Here is a 16,401-nt window from a genome sequence, read left to right as displayed (position 1 = left end):
GGACGCCGTCGCCCTTCGACGGCAGGGCTCCGGATCCTACGATCCTCCTCGCCATCCTCATCCGCAAGCCGTATCGTCGCGCCTCGACCACGCTCGCCCCGCGGCCGGATCTCGGTCATGATGCGGCATCATGGACAGCGTTCTCGAAACCCTCGTTCAGATGTTCGATGGAACGCCGGTTCTGGTTGCCGCCTACGACGAGTTCGACCGGCTGCGCTACGCCAACCGGGCCTTCCGGGCCGCCTTCTTCATCGACGAGGCCGAGACCCCGCTCTGGTCCGAGATCATGCGCCGGAACCATGCCGCCGGCCGGGGCACGGTCCTCCGGACGGAGGATCTCGAGGCGTGGCTGACATCGACGCAGTCCCGCCGCGGGAAGAGCGGCTTCCGGGCCTATGAAACCGATCTAGTCGACGGCCGCTGGCTGTGGATGACGGAAAGCGTCCGGGCCGATGGCTGGATGCTGTGCATCGCCAGCAACATCACCGGCACGCGGGTCGAGGGCCGGGCGGTGCGCCAGGACCGGGACTTCGCCGTCAAGGCGTCCTACACCGACGAGCTGACCGGCATCGCCAACCGCCGCTTCGTCACCGAGCGGATCGAGGAGATGCTGCACCGGCCGTCGTCCGGGGCCGGCGGGCCCGGCTGCGTCGCGCTGCTGGACATCGACCATTTCAAGCCCGTCAACGACCGGCACGGCCACCAGATCGGCGACCTGATCCTGCGCGACTTCGCGCGGCGCATCGGCGGCATGGTCCGCCGGTCCGACTGCTTCGGCCGGATGGGCGGGGACGAGTTCCTGCTGGTGCTGCCCCGCACCTCGATCGGGCAGGCGGTCCTGCTGGTCGAGAGGATGCTGGCCGCGGTGCGCACGGCCCGGCCGGTGCCGGACCGCGGGGACCTCGCCTACACCTTCTCCGCCGGGCTGGCGGAGGGCCACCCAGGGGACACGGTCGCCGGCCTCTATGCCCGGGCGGACAAGGCGCTCTACTCCGCCAAGACGAGCGGCCGCAACCGGATCTGTCGCGAGGGGCCGGAGCCCGACCGACCGGCCGTCGCGCGGTAGCCCCGCTTGTATCCCGACAATTGATCGGTTCCGGAGGCGGGCGACTGCCTTTAGCTTGGGCAGCCGCCGGGCGGCAGCCGTGCCCCCGGCCCGTTGCAGAGGCCGGCGATGCGGACCGACACCACCTCCACCTTCGACGGCGCGCCAGGCGACGAGACGATGGCGCCGCGCGGCGGCTCGGCGCTGCAGCCGGTCGCGGCCGGCCTCCTGGCCGCCATCGTCGGCTTCGCCAGCGCCTTCACCGTGGTGCTGCAAGGGCTGACGGCGGCCGGCGCCACCCCGGTCCAGGCGGCCTCCGGGCTGCTCGCGGTCTGCATCGGCCAGGGGCTGCTGGCGATCCTCCTGTCCTGGCGCTCGCGGCTGCCGATCAGCATCGCCTGGTCAACCCCCGGCGCGGCGCTGCTGATCGCCACCGGCGTGCCGGCGGGCGGCTTCCCGGCGGCTGTCGGCGCCTTCCTGGCGGCGGCCGCCCTGGTGGTCGCCGCCGGGCTGTGGCGCCCCTTCGGCCGGCTGGTCACGGCGATCCCGACGCCGCTCGCCGGCGCCATGCTGGCCGGGGTGCTGCTCGACCTCTGCCTGGCCCCGGCCCGGGCGGTGGGCGCCATGCCGATGCTGGCCCTGCCGGTGCTGCTGGTCTGGGCCCTGGCCTGGCGCTTCGCCCGGCTCTACGCCGTGCCCGCCGCTGTCGTGACGGCGCTGGCGCTGATCGGCCTGACCGCCGCGGTGCCGCCGGGCGCTTTCGCCCATCTGTGGCCGGAGCCCGTCTTCGTCGCCCCGGCCTTCTCCACCGGCGCGATCATCGGCATCGCCGTGCCGCTGTTCATCGTCACCATGGCGTCGCAGAACGTGCCCGGCCTCGCCGTGCTGAACGCCAACGGCTACCGGCCGCCGGTCGGGCCGCTGTTCGTCGCCACCGGCGCGGCCAGCGCGCTGACGGCCTTGTTCGGCGGCCATGCGGTGAACCTGTCGGCGATCACCGCGGCGCTGTGCGCCTCGGCCGAGGCCCATCCCGACCCGGCGCGGCGCTGGCCGGCTGCGGTGGTGGCGGGGACCGCCTATCTCGTGATCGGCCTGTTCGCCGGCTTCGCCGCCGCCTTCATCGCCGCCTCGCCGCCGCTCTTGATCCAGGCGGTGGCCGGCCTCGCGCTGCTGGGCAGCCTCGGCGGCGCCCTGTCGACCGCGCTGGCGCGGGAGGAGGAGCGGCTGCCGGCCGTCGTCACCTTCGTCACCACGGTCTCCGGCCTGTCGCTGTTCGGCATCGGCGCCGCCTTCTGGGGCCTGGTGGCCGGCGGGGCGATGATGGCGCTGGACCGGCTGCGGGGCTGACGGATGATCCTGGCCACGCCGCGGCTCCGGCTCCGGCCCTGGCGCGAGGATGACCGCGACGCCTTCGCCGCCCTGACCGCCGACCCGGAGGTGATGCGCGACCTCGGCGGGCCGCTGGACCGGGCGGGCAGCGACGCCAAGCTCGACCGCTATCGCGCCGCCTTCGATCGGCACGGCGTCTGCCGCTGGGCGGTCGAGACCTTGAGGGAAGAGGTCCTCGGCTATGCTGGGATCATGCCGCTGGGGCCGGGCCATCCGCTCGGCGCCGGCGTCGAGATCGGCTGGCGGCTGGCGCGGCGGGCCTGGGGGCACGGCTATGCGACCGAGGCCGCGAGGGCGGCGCTGCAGGACGGGTTCGGCCGGCTCGGTTTCCCGGAGATCCTGGCCTTCACCGCGCCCGACAACCAGCGGTCGCAAGCGGTGATGGCGCGGCTGGGCCTGCACAGGGATCCGGCGCGCGACTTCACCGCAACCTATGACGGCGCCGTTTGGCAGGGGCTGGTCTGGGTAGCCCGGCCGTCGACGGGGCGCTGACCAGCGGACATCCCGCCATCTGGCTGAAAAGGGTGGAAAACGGAAGCGACCAGAGACAGTGACAAGGCCCGGAACTTCGGCCATAACAATCGGCGTCAGCGATCAGCCAGCGGCATTGCCGCTCTCGCATGTCAAATCTCTACCGAGCAATCCAGGTCTGGCGGCGAGTCAACGCCACCAAGTCGGTTCGTTATGCCTGCTTTGAGAACATATCTCAGAAGGGCTATTGCGTACTCGCGGCAGACTTCTTCGATCTGCCACTAGACCCTCGATTGCAGGCATGGCAGGACTGCAACCTGGTAGAACTTCTGATGGAAGAAGACTTGTCGGAACGCTGTGAGTGGTTTTTCACGCTTCAGGAAGCCATCCAGCGCCATGACAGGGATTTTCAAAACATTTGGGACTCATAGAGTCCGCAAAGTGGGGCGTCGACCTCCGTTGCGCTCGGCGGCAATATCCAGGCGATCGATCCTCCTGCCGGACACCTCACGATGACTCATGCCGCCGATCACGCCATCCGCCAGCGGCGCGAGGCCTTCAACCGCGCTCTGGCCAAGGCGGACCTCAAGGCCATCGGTCCGATTCTGGCCCAGGACGCCATTCTGGTCACGGGCACGGACAGCGCCGTCATCTCCGGCTGCAAGGCCCAACTCGCGGCATGGGAACGCGAATTCGCCGCGTCCCTGCGCACGATCTACACCCGCACCCCCGACACCATCCTGGTCTCGCCGGTCGAGCCCATAGCCCTGGAGCACGGGCGCTGGCAAGGCGTCACCGCCGCCGGCGGCCTGCCGCTCGCCTCCGGCACCTACACCGCCAAATGGCGCAGGATCAGCGCGGATTGGGTGATCGAGGCCGAGATCTACCTCACCCTCGCCTGAGAGATCTTTTCACGACGCCAGACTCGCCGTCATTGCGAGCGCAGCGAAGCAATCCAGGGGCAGCTCGCACCGGCCCCTGGATTGCTTCGTCGGCTCCGCCTCCTCGCAATGACGGTTTTTGGCATCCTGGAGACGGCTCTGGTCGCTCCCGCCGGCCGTAAATCCCGATCGAATTTTTATGCGCTCCGGGTGTGTGATCCGCGCCGATCACACGAGTCCGCAGGCCAGCTGCGGAAAGGAGACTTCGTGCTCGACGTCCTGATGCTCGCCCTGGCCGCGGCGTTCTTCGCCGTCGGCCTGGGCTATGTGCTGCTTTGCGACCGGCTGTGAGGGGATGATGACCTTCGATCTCATCCTCGGCGGCATCGTATCCGCGCTGCTGCTCGGCTACCTCGTCTACGCCCTCGTCCGCCCCGAGAAGTTCTGAGACGGCCATGACCCTCAACGGCTGGATCCAGATCGCGCTGTTCTGCGCGATCGTCATCCTGATCACGCGCCCGCTCGGCGGCTACATGGCCCGGGTCTTCGCGGGCGAGCGCACCTTCCTCTCTCCCGTCCTCCTCCCGGTCGAGCGCCTGTTCTACGCCGCCGCCGGCGTGCGCGAGGACCGCGAGCAGCACTGGACCGGCTATGCCTTCGGCATGCTGATCTTCAGCCTGGCCGGCTTCGTCCTGCTCTATGCGCTGCAGCGCTTCCAGGACGTGCTGCCGCTGAACCCGGCCGGGATGTCGGCGGTGCCGGAGGGCCTCGCCTTCAACACCGCGGTCAGCTTCGTCACCAACACCAACTGGCAGTCCTATGGCGGCGAAAGCACCATGGGCTACCTGGTGCAGATGGCCGGGCTGACGGTGCAGAACTTCGTCTCGGCCGCGACCGGCATCGCGCTCGCCATCGCGCTGGTGCGCGGCTTCGCCCGCCGCTCGGCCCAGACCATCGGCAATTTCTGGGTCGACCTGACCCGGGCCACGCTCTACGTGCTGCTGCCGATCTGCGTCGTCGCCACGATCTTCTTCGTCTGGCAGGGCGTGCCGCAGAACCTCGGCACCACTGTCGACGCCACCACGCTGGAGGGCGCGCACCAGACCATCGCCCAGGGGCCGGTGGCCTCGCAGCTGGCGATCAAGATGCTGGGCACCAATGGCGGCGGCTTCTTCAACGCCAACTCGGCCCATCCCTACGAGAACCCGACCGCGCTGTCGAACCTGGTGCAGATGCTGCTGATCTTCGCGATCGGAGCCGGCCTGACCAACACCTTCGGCCGCATGGTCGGCAACGAGAAGCAGGGCTGGGCGATCTTCGCCGCCATGGGCGTGCTGTTCCTGGCCGGCGTCTTCGTCGCCTACTGGCAGGAAGCCGGCGGCGGCCATCTGCTGGCCTCGCTCGGCGTCGACACCACCCTCGGCAACATGGAGGGCAAGGAGGTCCGCTTCGGCGAGGCGCTGTCGGCCCTGTTCGCCGTGGTCACCACCGCGGCGTCCTGCGGCGCGATCATCGCGCAGCACGACAGCCTCACCGCGCTCGGCGGCATGGTGCCGCTGGTCAACATGATGCTGGGCGAGGTGATCATCGGCGGCGTCGGCGCCGGCCTGTACGGCATGCTGCTGTTCGTGATCGAGGCGATCTTCGTCGCCGGGCTGATGGTCGGCCGCACGCCGGAATATGTCGGCAAGAAGATCGAGGCCAAGGAGGTCAAGATGACCATGCTGGCCCTCCTGATCCTGCCGGCGTCGATGCTCGGCTTCACCGCGCTGGCGGTGTCGACCCAGGCCGGCCTGGCCGGCATCCTCAACCCGGGGCCGCACGGCTTCAGCGAGGTGCTGTACGCCTACACCTCGGGCACGGCGAACAACGGCTCGGCCTTCGGCGGCCTGACCGCGACCTCGCTGTTCTACACCGTGACCCTCGGCTTCGCGATGCTGATCGGCCGCTTCCTGATGATCGTGCCGATGCTGGCCGTCGCCGGATCGCTCGCCGCCAAGCGCAGCCTGCCCCCGTCCTCCGGCACCTTCCCGACCACCGGGCCGCTCTTCGTCGCCCTGCTGATCGGCGTGGTGCTGATCATGGGCGGCCTGACCTTCTTCCCGGCGCTGGCGCTGGGCCCGGTGGTGGACCACTTGGCCGCCTCCGCCGGCACCCTGTTCTGATCGGATCCGTCCGTCATGAAGACCTCAAATACCCCGGCGTCGCTGTTCGACGCCAAGATCATGGGCCCGGCCGCGTTCGACGCGATCCGCAAGCTCGACCCGCGCGTGATGTGGCGCAACCCAGTGATGTTCGTGGTCGAGACCGTCGCGGCCCTGACCACGGTGCTGCTGCTGCGCGACATCGCCGCCGGCGCGGCCGGCATCGGCTTCACCATCCAGATCGTGCTCTGGCTCTGGTTCACCGTGCTGTTCGCCAACTTCGCCGAGGCGGTGGCCGAGGGCCGCGGCAAGGCCCAGGCGGAAAGCCTGCGCCGCACCCGGACCGACACCGTGGCCAAGCGGCTGCGCGACGCCGCCGGCCGCGACACCGAGCCGGTGCCGGCCCTCTCTCTGCGCCAGGGCGATCTGGTGCTGGTCGAGGCCGGCGACCTGATTCCGTCGGATGGCGAGGTGATCGAGGGCATCGCCTCGGTCGACGAAAGCGCGATCACGGGCGAGTCCGCCCCGGTGATCCGGGAGTCCGGCGGCGACCGGTCGGCCGTCACCGGCGGTACGCGCGTGCTGTCGGACTGGGTCAAGGTGCGCATCACCGCGGCCCAGGGGTCGACCTTCCTCGACCGCATGATCTCGCTGGTCGAAGGCGCGCAGCGGCAGAAGACGCCGAACGAGATCGCGCTGAACATCCTGCTGGCCGGCCTGACGATCATCTTCGTCTTCGCCACGGTCACCATCCCCAGCTTCGCCGCCTATGCCGGCGGGTCGATCTCGGTGGTGGTGCTTGTGGCGCTGTTCGTCACCCTGATCCCGACCACGATCGGCGCGCTGCTGTCCGCCATCGGCATCGCCGGCATGGACCGGCTGGTGCGCTTCAACGTGCTGGCCATGTCCGGCCGCGCGGTCGAGGCGGCGGGCGATGTCGACACGCTGCTGCTCGACAAGACCGGCACCATCACGCTCGGCAACCGCCTGGCCACCGAGTTCGTGCCGCTGCCCGGCGTCACCGAGGCCGAGCTGGCGGACGCCGCCCAGCTCTCCTCCCTCAGCGACGAGACGCCGGAGGGCCGTTCGGTCGTGGTGCTGGCCAAGGAGAAGTACGGGCTGCGGGCCCGCGAGGTCGGCCGCATGCACGCCCAGTTCGTGCCCTTCACCGCGCAGACGCGGATGAGCGGCGTGGACGTCGAGGGCTCGGTCATCCGCAAGGGCGCGGTCGACGCCGTCATCGCCCATGTCCGCGAGATGGCCGGCAACCCGCGCCTGGCCATGCCGAAGGAGCTGGAGCAGATCACCGAGCGCATCGCCAAGGCCGGCGGCACGCCGCTGGCGGTGGCGAAGGACGGCCGGCCGCTCGGCGTCATCCACCTGAAGGACGTGGTCAAGGGCGGCATCCGCGAGCGCTTCGCCGAGCTGCGGCGGATGGGCATCCGCACCGTCATGATCACTGGCGACAACCCGCTGACCGCCGCGGCGATCGCGGCCGAGGCCGGGGTCGACGACTTCCTGGCCCAGGCGACGCCGGAGGCCAAGCTGGCGCTGATCCGCGAGGAGCAGGGCAAGGGGCGCCTCGTCGCCATGTGCGGCGACGGCACCAACGACGCCCCGGCCCTCGCCCAGGCCGATGTCGGCGTGGCGATGCAGACCGGCACGGTGGCGGCGCGCGAGGCCGGCAACATGGTCGACCTGGACAGCGACCCGACCAAGCTGATCGAGGTGGTGGGCATCGGCAAGCAGCTGCTGATCACCCGCGGCGCCCTGACCACCTTCTCGATCGCCAACGACGTGGCCAAGTACTTCGCCATCATCCCGGCGATGTTCCTGGCCTTCTACCCGCAGCTCGGGGTGCTCAACGTCATGGATCTGCACTCGCCGCAGAGCGCGATCCTGTCGGCGATCATCTTCAACGCGCTGATCATCATCGCCCTGATCCCGCTGGCGCTGCGCGGCGTCCGCTACCGGGCGCTGAGCGCGGCCGCGCTGCTGCGGCGCAACCTTCTGATCTACGGCCTGGGCGGCCTCGTCATCCCGTTCGTCGGGATCAAGGCGATCGACCTGATCGTCACCGCCCTAGGCCTGGCGTGAGGCCACCATGCTGAACCAGATCCGACCCGCCTTGGTGATGGTCGTCCTGCTGACGATCCTCACCGGCATCGCCTACCCCTTCGCCATGACCGGCGTCGCCCAGGGGCTGTTCCCCGGCCAGGCCAATGGCAGCCTGGTGAAGCGCGCCGACGGCACCGTCATCGGCGCCGCCCTGATCGGCCAGGACTTCACCAGCGAGAAGTACTTCCACGGCCGCATCTCGGCGACCTCGGGCACCGACCCGAACGACCCGACCAAGTCGGTCGCGCAGCCCTACAACGCCGCCAACTCGGCCGGCTCCAACCTCGGCCCCACCAGCCAGGCCCTGGCCGACCGGGTGAAGGGCGATGTCGACGCGCTGGCGGCGCAGGGCATCCGCAACCCGCCGGCCGACATGGTCACCAGCTCGGCCTCCGGCCTCGACCCGGACATCAGCCCGGCCAATGCCGAGCTGCAGGTCGCCCGCGTCGCCGCCGCCCGCGGCCTGCCGCCCGACCAAGTGCGCCAGGCGGTGCAGGCCGCGACCAGCGGCCGGCTGCTGGGGCTGATCGGCGAGCCGCGGGTCAACGTCCTGCAGCTCAACATGGCGCTGGACGGGCTGAAGACGCCTTAGTCATTCTGGCCCGATGTCACTGACCGATCGGTCCGACGACGATCATCGTCCCTCGCCGGAAGCTCTGCTCGAGGCGGTCGCGAAGACCCGCGGCCGCCTCAAGATCTTCCTCGGGGCGGCGCCCGGCGTCGGCAAGACCTACGAGATGCTGTCCCAGGGCGCCGCGCGGCGGCGCGACGGGCTGGACGTCGTCATCGGCGTGGTCGAGACCCATGGCAGGGCCGAGACCCAGGCACTCGTCGCCGGCTTCGAGATCATCCCCCGCCGCCGGGCCGAGCATCGCGGCCGGATGCTGGAGGAGATGGACCTCGACGCCATCCTGGCGCGCAAGCCGGCCCTGGTGCTGGTGGACGAGCTGGCGCACACCAACGCCCCCGGCAGCCGGCACGACAAGCGCTACCAGGATGTCGAGGAGATCCTGGCCGCCGGCATCGACGTCTGGACCACGCTGAACATCCAGCATGTCGAGAGCCTGAACGACGTCGTCGCCCAGATCACCCGCATCCGGGTGCGCGAGACGGTGCCCGATTCCTGGATTGACGGCGCCGACGAGATCGAGCTGATCGACCTGACGCCGGAGGACCTGCAGAAGCGGCTGGCCGAGGGCAAGGTCTATATCCGAGACCAGGCCCGGCGGGCGGTGGACCATTTCTTCAAGCCCGGCAACCTGACGGCGCTGCGCGAGCTGGCGCTGCGCCGCACCGCCCAGCGGGTCGACGACCAGATGCTGGGCTATATGCGGGCCCATGCCATCACCGGCCCCTGGGCCGCCGGCGACCGCATCATGGTCTGCGTCAGCGAGGCGCCGAACAGCGAGGCGCTGGTGCGCTACGCCCGGCGCGTGGCCGACCGGCTGGGGGCGCGGTGGGTCGCCGTCTACATCGAAGGATCGCGCCACCATCGTCTCGGCGAGGCCGAGCGCGACCGGATCGCCCGCGCCCTGCTGCTGGCGGAGAAGCTGGGCGGCGAGACCGTGACGATCCCGGCCAACGACATCGTCGCCGAGCTCCTGACCTATGCGCGGCGCAACAACATCACCCAGATCGTCATCGGCAAGTCCGACCGGCCGCGCTGGTTCGAGATGCTGCACGGCTCGGTGGTGCACGAGCTGGTGCGCAAGGCGGGATCGATCTCGGTCCATGTCATGGCGGGGGAGGAGGTCCAGCCCGGCGAGGAGCGGATCCAGACCCGCCCGGCCGATGCCGGCCTGGACCTGCGGCCCTATCTGGTCGCCGCGGTCGGCGTCGCGGCCACCACCGCGGCCGCCCATCTGGTCGCCTTCGTCGCCACCACCAACAGCATCGCGCTGGTGTTCCTGATCCCGGTGCTGTTCTGCGCCGCGCGCTACGGGCTGGGGCCGTCGATCTTCGCCTCGCTGCTGAGCGTGCTGGCGGTCAACTTCTTCTTCCTGGCGCCGCTGTACAGCCTGGTCATCGCCGATCCGTCGAACGTCACCACGCTGGTGTTCTTCCTGGTCGTCGCGGTCGTCACCTCGAACCTGCAGAGCCGGGCGCGGCTGCAGGCCCGGGCGGCCGCCGCGCGGGCCCGGGCGACGGCGGAGCTCTACGGGTTCAGCCGCAAGCTGGCGGCGATCGCCTCGGCCGACGACCTGCTCTGGGCCGCCGCCTACCAGATCGCGGCGATGCTGAAGCTGCGCGTGGTGATCCTGATGCCGCAGGACGGCTCGCTGCAGGTGGTGGCGGGCTATCCGCCGGAGGACCGGATCGACGAGCCCGAGCGGGCGGCGGCGCAGTGGAGCTGGGCCAACGACCGGCCGGCGGGGCGAGGGGCGGACACGCTGCCCGGCGGCAAATGGCTGTTCCTGCCCTGGCGCACCGCCTCGGCCCAGATCGGCGTGATCGGCATCGACCGCGACCAGCCGGGGCCGCTGCTCAGCCCCGACGACCAGCGCCTCCTGGATTCGCTGATGGACCAGGCGGCGGTGGCGATCGAGCGGGTGCGCCTGGCCAAGGATGTCGACGAGGTCCGGGTGGTGGCGGAGACGGAGCGGCTGCGCGCCGCCCTCCTGACCTCGATCAGCCACGACCTGCGCACGCCGCTGGCCTCGATTATCGGCGGCATCTCCAGCCTGCGCCGCTACGACGCGACGCTGGATCCGGCGGCCCGGACCGAGCTGATGGAGACGGTGGAGGACGAGGCCGAGCGGCTGAACCGCTTCGTCGGCAACCTCTTGGACATGACCCGGCTCGAATCCGGCGTGCTGCAGCCGAAGCTGGAGGCGACCGAGGTGGCCGACGTGGTCGGCGCGGCGGCGGAGCGCAGCCGCGCCCTGGTCGCCCGGCACCGGCTGGTGCTCGACGTCGCGCCCGGCCTGCCGCTGTACCTGCTGGACCCGATCCTCCTGGAGCAGGTGCTGGTCAACCTGATCGACAACGCCGCCAAATACGCCCCCGCCGGCACCACCGTCACCGTCTCGGCGCGGGACGAGAAGGGGCTGGCGATCCGGGTGCTGGACGAGGGCGACGGCATCCCGGAGGACAAGCTGGAGGCGATCTTCGACAAGTTCCACCGCATCCAGCAGGGCGACAGCGCCCAGGCGGGGACCGGGTTGGGCCTGGCCATCTGCCGCGGCTTCGTCGAGACCATGGGCGGGCGGATCACGGCCGGCAACCGCGGCGACCGGCGTGGCGCCGTCTTCACCGTCACCTTCCCGCCGGACCTGGCGGCGCCGGCCCTGCCCGGCACCTCGATGGGGGTGTGATGCGACCGCTCGGGATTGTCCCCCTCCATCCCTTCTTCTCCGTCATGGCGAGGAGCGAAGCGACGTGGCCATCCAGGGCGGCTCGCACCGGCCCCTGGGATGGCCACGCCCCTGCGGGGCTCGCCATGACGGCTTTAAATCTCGGACCGCCAGCATGACGACGCCCGACACCCGTCCCGCACCGCGCATCCTGATCATCGACGACGAGCCGCAGATCCGCCGCTTCCTCAAGATCAGCCTGGCTGCCGACGGCTACGCCCCGATCGAGGCGGCGAACGGTGCCGAGGGGCTGGAGCGGGTGGTGCAGGACCGGCCCGACCTGGTGATCCTCGACCTCGGGCTGCCCGACATCGACGGCCAGCAGGTGCTGAGCCGGATCCGCGAGCTGTCGGCGGTGCCGGTGATCGTGCTGTCGGTCCGCGCCGGCGAGGCGGAGAAGGTGGAGGCGCTGGACCGCGGCGCCAACGACTACGTCACCAAGCCCTTCGGCATCGCCGAGCTGACCGCCCGGCTGCGCGCCGCCCTGCGCCGCGGCGGCCAGGAGGACGCGGCGGCGGAGGCGGTGATCGAGGCCGGGCCGCTGACCGTCGACGTGCCGCACCGCCGGGTGCGCTTCGAGGGGCGGGAGATCCGCCTGTCGAAGAAGGAGTTCGAGATCCTGCGCCTCTTGGCCGCCCATCACGGCCGGGTGGTGACGCACCAGAAGATCCTGCGCGAGGTCTGGGGCCCGGCCCATATCGACGCGATGCAGTATCTGCGCGTCTATGTCGGCCAGCTGCGCCAGAAGCTGGGCGACGACCCGGCCCGGCCGCGGCTGATCGCGACCGAGGCCGGGGTCGGCTACCGGCTGGTGGTGGAGGGATAGGTCCGTCTACCGCTGGTCCTGGTCTAGCCAGCGCGGCCGGGTCTTCTCGCCGATCATGCAGTCGGTGTCGCCGGACTGGGCCGGGACGAAGGCGACGGGGATCGCCCCCGGAGCGTTGCCGGCGATCTCCAGCACCAGCTTGCGCCGGATCGCCTCGGCGAACTGGGCCGTGCTGCGCACCGGCACGGTGAAGGCGCCGGGGCCGCCGATCACGCAGTCGCGGTAATAGGCGTCGAGCATCTCGGGCTCCGGCAGGCCGCCGAAGCCGCCGCGCTTCAGGATGATCGGCAGGCCGTTGATGGTGATGCCCTTCGCCAGCGCCATCTCGCGCGGGCCGGCCACCGGCCACCCGGCGTTGTTCGGCCCGTCGCCGGAGATGTCGATGGTGCGGCGGAGGCCCTCGAAGCCATTGTTGTCGAACAGCCCGACGGTGAACAAGAGCGCGCCGGAGATCGAGGTGCCGCGCCGCATCACCGTGCCGAAGCTCTCGGACAGGTCGGCCGCCGCCGTGCGGGCCGCCGCGGCGCCGTCGATCAGCCGCCAGGGCAGGATCACGGCCTGGGAACCGGCGCCGGCCCATTCGACATAGGTGATGGCGATGCGGCCGTGGACGCCGGAGGTGATGGCGTCGATCACCTCGGGATGGGTGAGGGCGCTGACATAGCCGTCGCGCTGCAGCGCCTGCTCGTCGTCGTCCATCGAGCGCGAGACATCGACCGCGAGCACCAGCTCGAGGTCGACCGGCTGGTCCTGGGCCGCGGCGGGCGCCGTCGGCAGGAGCAGGGTGAAGACCAGGCCGAATCCGACGATGCCGAAGCGCATTTCGCCCCCCAGTGTCAGCCGCCGAGATGATTTCGATGTGGGAACGAAACGGGCCGCTGTCACCTCCGCCGGTCGGCTGTTTTTCATCGGTGGCTTGCAAACCGGGCGCGATTGCCCCATATGGAGGTCCGAGATCGGTTTCGACACGATCCGCGCCGCCGTTCCGAGGAACGGCCCCGGATCCCTCTCCCAACCATGATCCGAACGATAAGGCAGGCATTCCGCCTGTCGATCGTGCTTTGCGCCGAGACAGGCGGGCCGATGGCCCGGGCCTCGCGGCTTGAGCGATATTGAGTGCAACGAGGCCCCAAGGGCCCGAACCGTAAAGAACAGACATGAAAAGCGTACAGATCAAGACCATGCCCCGCCGCCCGCGTCGCCCGACGCCGCGGCTGGCAACCACCCCGCTGAGGCAGCCGGCGCACAAGGCAGAGCTGTCCCGCGCCGAGATTCGTCGAATCGTACTCGACATTCTCGGTTGAAAGGCGTAACCCCGCCCGATCTTTCAGTGAAAGGCCTTTGCCCGATGCAGGTGCTCGTCCGCGACAACAACATCGACCAGGCGCTGCGCGTCCTCAAGAAGCGTATGCAGCGCGAAGGCATCTTTCGCGAGATGAAGCAGCGTCGGAACTACGAAAAGCCGTCCGAGCGCCGCATCCGCGAGGAAGCCGAAGCCGTCCGCCGCCAGCGCAAGGCGCTGCGCAAGCGGATGCAGATCCAGGGCTACTGATCCGGCACGCCGGGGCTTCAGCCCCGGATCCGATCGGTCCGATGGATGACGAGACGAGGGGCCTTCGCCCCTCGTTTTTGATTCCGGCTGCCGGCCGGCTTGTGTTGCAGGGCGGACTGTGCGGAGATCGCGCCACCGGGGCGCCGTGCCCCTCTTGCCATCCGGGAGGACGACCGATGGATGTCTCCGCCCTCAGACGCACCCTGGACCAGGACCGGCCGCCGGCGACCCTGTCGCCGCCGCTCGCCGCCCTCTGGTGGGACGCCAAGGGCGACTGGGACCGGGCGCATGGCTGCGTCGATTCCGAGGACGGCGCCGACGCGGCCTGGGCCCATGCCTATCTGCACCGCAAGGAAGGCGATCTCGGCAATGCCGGCTATTGGTATCGCCGCGCCGGCAAGCCGATGTCCGAGGCCAGCCTCGAGCAGGAATGGGCCGAGATCGCGGCGGCGCTGGATTGAGGCTCAGCCCGCCCCGTCCGGGACCAGCACGATCTTGCCGGTGACGCCGCGGCTTTCCAGCCGGCGATGCGCGTCGGCGCCGCGCGACAGCGGGAACAGCTCGATCTCCGGCAGGGCGATCTCGCCCGCCCGCAGCGCGGCGAACAGCGCCCCGGCGCGGGCCAGCCGGCCGTCGCGGCTGTCGAGATGGTCCCACAGGTCGCCGCCGACCACCGCCTTCGACTGCTCCATCAGCGGCCGCGGATCGATCGCCGGCGGGTCGCCGCCCGCAGTGCCGTAGGCGACCACCGTGCCGCGCGGCCGAAGGGCGGCCAGGCTGTCCGCCAGCGTCGTGCCGACGGAATCATAGGCGATGTCGACCCCGCCGCCGCTGAGCTGCCGCACCGCCGAAACCCAATCCCCCTCATAGGTCAGGCCGTGATCCGCGCCCCGCGCCACGGCGAACGCCGCCTTCTGCGGCGTCGAGGCGAGGGCGATGACGGTGGCGCCGCGCCGCCTGGCCATCTGCACCAGCAACTGCCCGACCCGCCCGCGGCGGCATGGACCAGCACCCTGGCGCCGGCGCGGACCGGGGCGCTGTCCGCCACCAGGTACTGCGCTGTCAGCCCCTGCAGCAGGATCGCCGCGGCCTCGCGGAAGCCGACGTCGTCCGGCAGCGGGATCGCGCGGTCCACCGGCACGGTCACGCGGGTGGCGTTGGCGAAGGGCACGTCGGCGAAGCCGATGCGGTCGCCGAGGCGGATGCCCTCGACCCCGTCGCCCAGCGCCACCACCTCGCCCGCGCCCTCGTAGCCGGCGATGTGCGGCGCGCTGCCGGCCAGGCGGTAAGCTCCGCGGCGGCGGTGCAGGTCGGCGAAGTTCAGCCCCGCCGCCCGCAGCGCCAGCTGGACATGGCCCGGCGGCACCGGCGGGTCGGGCAGGCTCCGGTAGTCCAGCACCTCGGGGCCGCCGAACCGGTCGAACACGAGCGCTTCCATGATCTCTCTCCACAGCCACCGGTCACGCCGGCCTCATCGTTGTCCACTATAGTGGAAATTCCATCATAGTGGAAATCGGCTTGACGGCCGATACCCGCCGCTGGACAAGCGGATGGCTGCAACAACGGGACCGAATCCCATGCCGCCGGAGGATGTGGACCAGGCGCCGGAGATCGACCTGGCGGAAACCGTCCGCCGGCTGCGGGCTGCGAGGGGCTGGACGCTGGAGGAGGCGGCCGGCCGCACCGGCCTGTCGCGCTCGGCGCTGTCGAAGCTCGAGCGCGGCGAGATGTCCCCGACCTTCCAGGCGATGCAGAAGCTGGCGCGGGGTTTCGGGATCGAGCTGGCGGCGCTGTTCGGCCCGGCCGATTCGCCCCTGCGGGGGCGCCGCATCGTGGTGCGGGCGGGGGAGGGCGCGGCCACAGAGATGCCGAACTACCGCCTGCGCCCGTTCGGCGGCGAACTGAGCAACGCGCCGTTCCTGGCCTCCGAGGTCACCGTCCGCGCCCGGTCCCTGGATGCGTTCGAGGACTGGGAGCGGCACGACAGCGACGATTTCCTCTATGTGCTGGCCGGCCAGGTGACGCTGTTCAGCGAGCGCGACGGCCCGGTCGAGCTCGGCCCCGGCGACGCGGTGTATTTCGACGCCCGGATCGGCCATGCGGCGATCGCCACGGGAGAGGGCGAGGCGCGGGCGCTATGGGTCACGGCGCCGGCGCGATAGGGATCAGCGGATCGGGCGCGGCTTGCCGGCCTCGTCGAGGGCGACGAAGGTGAATTCGGCGGAGGTCACCTTCATCCGCTCGCCCAGGCCGGAGCGCAGCACCCAGACCTCGATGTTCAGGGTGATCGAGCTGCGGCCGATCCGCACCACCTCGGTGTAGCAGCAGACGACGTCGCCGACCTTGACCGGATGGATGAAGGCCATGTTGGTAGCGGCGACGGTGACCACCCGGGACCGGGCGTGCTTCATCGCCGTCATCGCCCCGGCTTCGTCCATCATCGACATGATCCAGCCGCCGAAGATGTCGCCGGACGGGTTGGCATGCGCCGGCATCGCCAGGGTACGGGCGGCAAGTTCCCCGCGCGGCCCGGTCTCGTCCGGCGCCGGGGGGACGGTCAGATAGTCGGCTTCAGGCATGGTGTAGGGCCACATCATGGACCTCGCGGTTGATGCGGCGTTT

Annotated in this window: 18 protein-coding genes; 14 read left to right on the top strand and 4 right to left on the bottom strand. The window is 70.5% G+C overall.

Features of this window, described 5'->3' with window-relative positions; genetic code table 11:
- Window positions 1-130: 130 nt before the first annotated feature.
- The 11 genes from LG391_RS07530 (at window position 131) to LG391_RS07480 (ending at window position 12,227) form a co-directional block, all read left to right on the top strand.
- Complete coding sequence (locus tag LG391_RS07530) at window positions 131-1,066, top strand: GGDEF domain-containing protein (protein ID WP_225767355.1); 936 nt, start codon at window positions 131-133, stop codon at window positions 1,064-1,066.
- 108 nt (window positions 1,067-1,174) lie between these two features.
- Window positions 1,175-2,392 carry a benzoate/H(+) symporter BenE family transporter gene (locus LG391_RS07525; RefSeq protein WP_225767354.1) on the top strand — a complete coding sequence of 406 codons (1,218 nt, stop codon included), beginning with the start codon at window positions 1,175-1,177 and terminating at the stop codon, window positions 2,390-2,392.
- A gap of 3 nt (window positions 2,393-2,395) precedes the next feature.
- The gene (locus LG391_RS07520; RefSeq protein WP_225767353.1) at window positions 2,396-2,926 is read left to right on the top strand and encodes a GNAT family N-acetyltransferase; all 531 of its coding nucleotides are present in this window, start codon (window positions 2,396-2,398) and stop codon (window positions 2,924-2,926) included.
- Window positions 2,927-3,417: 491 nt separating this feature from the next.
- Window positions 3,418-3,807 (top strand): DUF4440 domain-containing protein, encoded by a 390-nt coding sequence (locus tag LG391_RS07515; RefSeq protein ID WP_225767352.1) that lies wholly within the window; start codon window positions 3,418-3,420, stop codon window positions 3,805-3,807.
- A 108-nt stretch (window positions 3,808-3,915) separates the two neighbouring features.
- Window positions 3,916-4,137, top strand: coding sequence for a hypothetical protein (locus tag LG391_RS07510; protein ID WP_225767351.1), 222 nt, complete (start codon window positions 3,916-3,918; stop codon window positions 4,135-4,137).
- Between the two features lie 7 nt (window positions 4,138-4,144).
- Entirely contained in the window at window positions 4,145-4,234 is a 90-nt protein-coding gene (kdpF, locus tag LG391_RS07505; RefSeq protein ID WP_225767350.1) for a K(+)-transporting ATPase subunit F, read from the top strand.
- Between the two features lie 7 nt (window positions 4,235-4,241).
- Entirely contained in the window at window positions 4,242-5,951 is a 1,710-nt protein-coding gene (gene kdpA / locus LG391_RS07500; protein ID WP_225767349.1) for a potassium-transporting ATPase subunit KdpA, read from the top strand.
- A gap of 60 nt (window positions 5,952-6,011) precedes the next feature.
- Window positions 6,012-8,027: a potassium-transporting ATPase subunit KdpB gene (gene kdpB / locus LG391_RS07495; protein WP_255646491.1), complete on the top strand. Its 2,016-nt coding sequence runs from the start codon at window positions 6,012-6,014 to the stop codon at window positions 8,025-8,027.
- A gap of 7 nt (window positions 8,028-8,034) precedes the next feature.
- Window positions 8,035-8,640, top strand: coding sequence for a potassium-transporting ATPase subunit KdpC (kdpC, locus tag LG391_RS07490; protein ID WP_225767347.1), 606 nt, complete (start codon window positions 8,035-8,037; stop codon window positions 8,638-8,640).
- Between the two features lie 13 nt (window positions 8,641-8,653).
- Window positions 8,654-11,362: a sensor histidine kinase KdpD gene (locus LG391_RS07485; protein ID WP_225767346.1), complete on the top strand. Its 2,709-nt coding sequence runs from the start codon at window positions 8,654-8,656 to the stop codon at window positions 11,360-11,362.
- A 154-nt stretch (window positions 11,363-11,516) separates the two neighbouring features.
- Window positions 11,517-12,227: a response regulator gene (locus tag LG391_RS07480; protein ID WP_225767345.1), complete on the top strand. Its 711-nt coding sequence runs from the start codon at window positions 11,517-11,519 to the stop codon at window positions 12,225-12,227.
- A 6-nt stretch (window positions 12,228-12,233) separates the two neighbouring features.
- Here LG391_RS07480 and LG391_RS07475 read toward each other — a convergent pair whose 3' ends face one another.
- A complete protein-coding gene (locus LG391_RS07475; RefSeq protein ID WP_225767344.1) occupies window positions 12,234-13,049 on the bottom strand; it encodes a DUF1194 domain-containing protein in 816 nt (271 codons plus the stop codon).
- A 526-nt stretch (window positions 13,050-13,575) separates the two neighbouring features.
- Between LG391_RS07475 and rpsU the strand changes: the two genes are divergently transcribed.
- Window positions 13,576-13,779 (top strand): 30S ribosomal protein S21, encoded by a 204-nt coding sequence (gene rpsU, locus LG391_RS07470; protein WP_225767343.1) that lies wholly within the window; start codon window positions 13,576-13,578, stop codon window positions 13,777-13,779.
- A 176-nt stretch (window positions 13,780-13,955) separates the two neighbouring features.
- Window positions 13,956-14,240 (top strand): hypothetical protein, encoded by a 285-nt coding sequence (locus LG391_RS07465; RefSeq protein WP_225767342.1) that lies wholly within the window; start codon window positions 13,956-13,958, stop codon window positions 14,238-14,240.
- Between the two features lie 3 nt (window positions 14,241-14,243).
- Here LG391_RS07465 and LG391_RS07460 read toward each other — a convergent pair whose 3' ends face one another.
- Together LG391_RS07460 and LG391_RS07455 are read right to left on the bottom strand one after the other, a co-directional pair.
- Entirely contained in the window at window positions 14,244-14,744 is a 501-nt protein-coding gene (locus tag LG391_RS07460) for a zinc-binding dehydrogenase (protein WP_255646457.1), read from the bottom strand.
- Window positions 14,651-15,217 carry an alcohol dehydrogenase catalytic domain-containing protein gene (locus LG391_RS07455; protein WP_225767340.1) on the bottom strand — a complete coding sequence of 189 codons (567 nt, stop codon included), beginning with the start codon at window positions 15,215-15,217 and terminating at the stop codon, window positions 14,651-14,653. The genes LG391_RS07460 and LG391_RS07455 overlap by 94 nt, the downstream gene beginning before the upstream one ends.
- A 139-nt stretch (window positions 15,218-15,356) precedes the next feature.
- Between LG391_RS07455 and LG391_RS07450 the strand changes: the two genes are divergently transcribed.
- Entirely contained in the window at window positions 15,357-15,941 is a 585-nt protein-coding gene (locus LG391_RS07450; protein WP_225767339.1) for a helix-turn-helix domain-containing protein, read from the top strand.
- Between the two features lie 3 nt (window positions 15,942-15,944).
- Here the strand turns inward: LG391_RS07450 and LG391_RS07445 are convergent, their stop codons facing one another.
- A complete protein-coding gene (locus LG391_RS07445; protein WP_225767338.1) occupies window positions 15,945-16,376 on the bottom strand; it encodes an acyl-CoA thioesterase in 432 nt (143 codons plus the stop codon).
- Window positions 16,377-16,401 lie beyond the last annotated feature (25 nt).

Origin of the sequence: Inquilinus sp. Marseille-Q2685 (genome assembly GCF_916619195.1) — a bacterium.
GTDB lineage: Bacteria > Pseudomonadota > Alphaproteobacteria > DSM-16000 > Inquilinaceae > Inquilinus.
Note: the sequence above shows the minus strand (reverse complement) of the source record. Positions and strands in the feature narration are given on the sequence as shown.

Bases quoted from the DNA above. Each gene is read 5' to 3' on its own strand.
- LG391_RS07530 (WP_225767355.1), top strand. From the start codon at position 131: ATGGACAGCGTTCTCGAAACCCTCGTTCAGATGTTCGATGGAACGCCG.
- LG391_RS07525 (WP_225767354.1), top strand. From the start codon at position 1,175: ATGCGGACCGACACCACCTCCACCTTCGACGGCGCGCCAGGCGACGAG.
- LG391_RS07520 (WP_225767353.1), top strand. From the start codon at position 2,396: ATGATCCTGGCCACGCCGCGGCTCCGGCTCCGGCCCTGGCGCGAGGAT.
- LG391_RS07515 (WP_225767352.1), top strand. From the start codon at position 3,418: ATGACTCATGCCGCCGATCACGCCATCCGCCAGCGGCGCGAGGCCTTC.
- LG391_RS07510 (WP_225767351.1), top strand. From the start codon at position 3,916: ATGACGGTTTTTGGCATCCTGGAGACGGCTCTGGTCGCTCCCGCCGGC.
- kdpF (WP_225767350.1), top strand. From the start codon at position 4,145: ATGACCTTCGATCTCATCCTCGGCGGCATCGTATCCGCGCTGCTGCTC.
- kdpA (WP_225767349.1), top strand. From the start codon at position 4,242: ATGACCCTCAACGGCTGGATCCAGATCGCGCTGTTCTGCGCGATCGTC.
- kdpB (WP_255646491.1), top strand. From the start codon at position 6,012: ATGGGCCCGGCCGCGTTCGACGCGATCCGCAAGCTCGACCCGCGCGTG.
- kdpC (WP_225767347.1), top strand. From the start codon at position 8,035: ATGCTGAACCAGATCCGACCCGCCTTGGTGATGGTCGTCCTGCTGACG.
- LG391_RS07485 (WP_225767346.1), top strand. From the start codon at position 8,654: ATGTCACTGACCGATCGGTCCGACGACGATCATCGTCCCTCGCCGGAA.
- LG391_RS07480 (WP_225767345.1), top strand. From the start codon at position 11,517: ATGACGACGCCCGACACCCGTCCCGCACCGCGCATCCTGATCATCGAC.
- LG391_RS07475 (WP_225767344.1), bottom strand. From the start codon at position 13,049: ATGCGCTTCGGCATCGTCGGATTCGGCCTGGTCTTCACCCTGCTCCTG.
- rpsU (WP_225767343.1), top strand. From the start codon at position 13,576: ATGCAGGTGCTCGTCCGCGACAACAACATCGACCAGGCGCTGCGCGTC.
- LG391_RS07465 (WP_225767342.1), top strand. From the start codon at position 13,956: ATGGATGTCTCCGCCCTCAGACGCACCCTGGACCAGGACCGGCCGCCG.
- LG391_RS07460 (WP_255646457.1), bottom strand. From the start codon at position 14,744: ATGGCCAGGCGGCGCGGCGCCACCGTCATCGCCCTCGCCTCGACGCCG.
- LG391_RS07455 (WP_225767340.1), bottom strand. From the start codon at position 15,217: ATGGAAGCGCTCGTGTTCGACCGGTTCGGCGGCCCCGAGGTGCTGGAC.
- LG391_RS07450 (WP_225767339.1), top strand. From the start codon at position 15,357: ATGCCGCCGGAGGATGTGGACCAGGCGCCGGAGATCGACCTGGCGGAA.
- LG391_RS07445 (WP_225767338.1), bottom strand. From the start codon at position 16,376: ATGATGTGGCCCTACACCATGCCTGAAGCCGACTATCTGACCGTCCCC.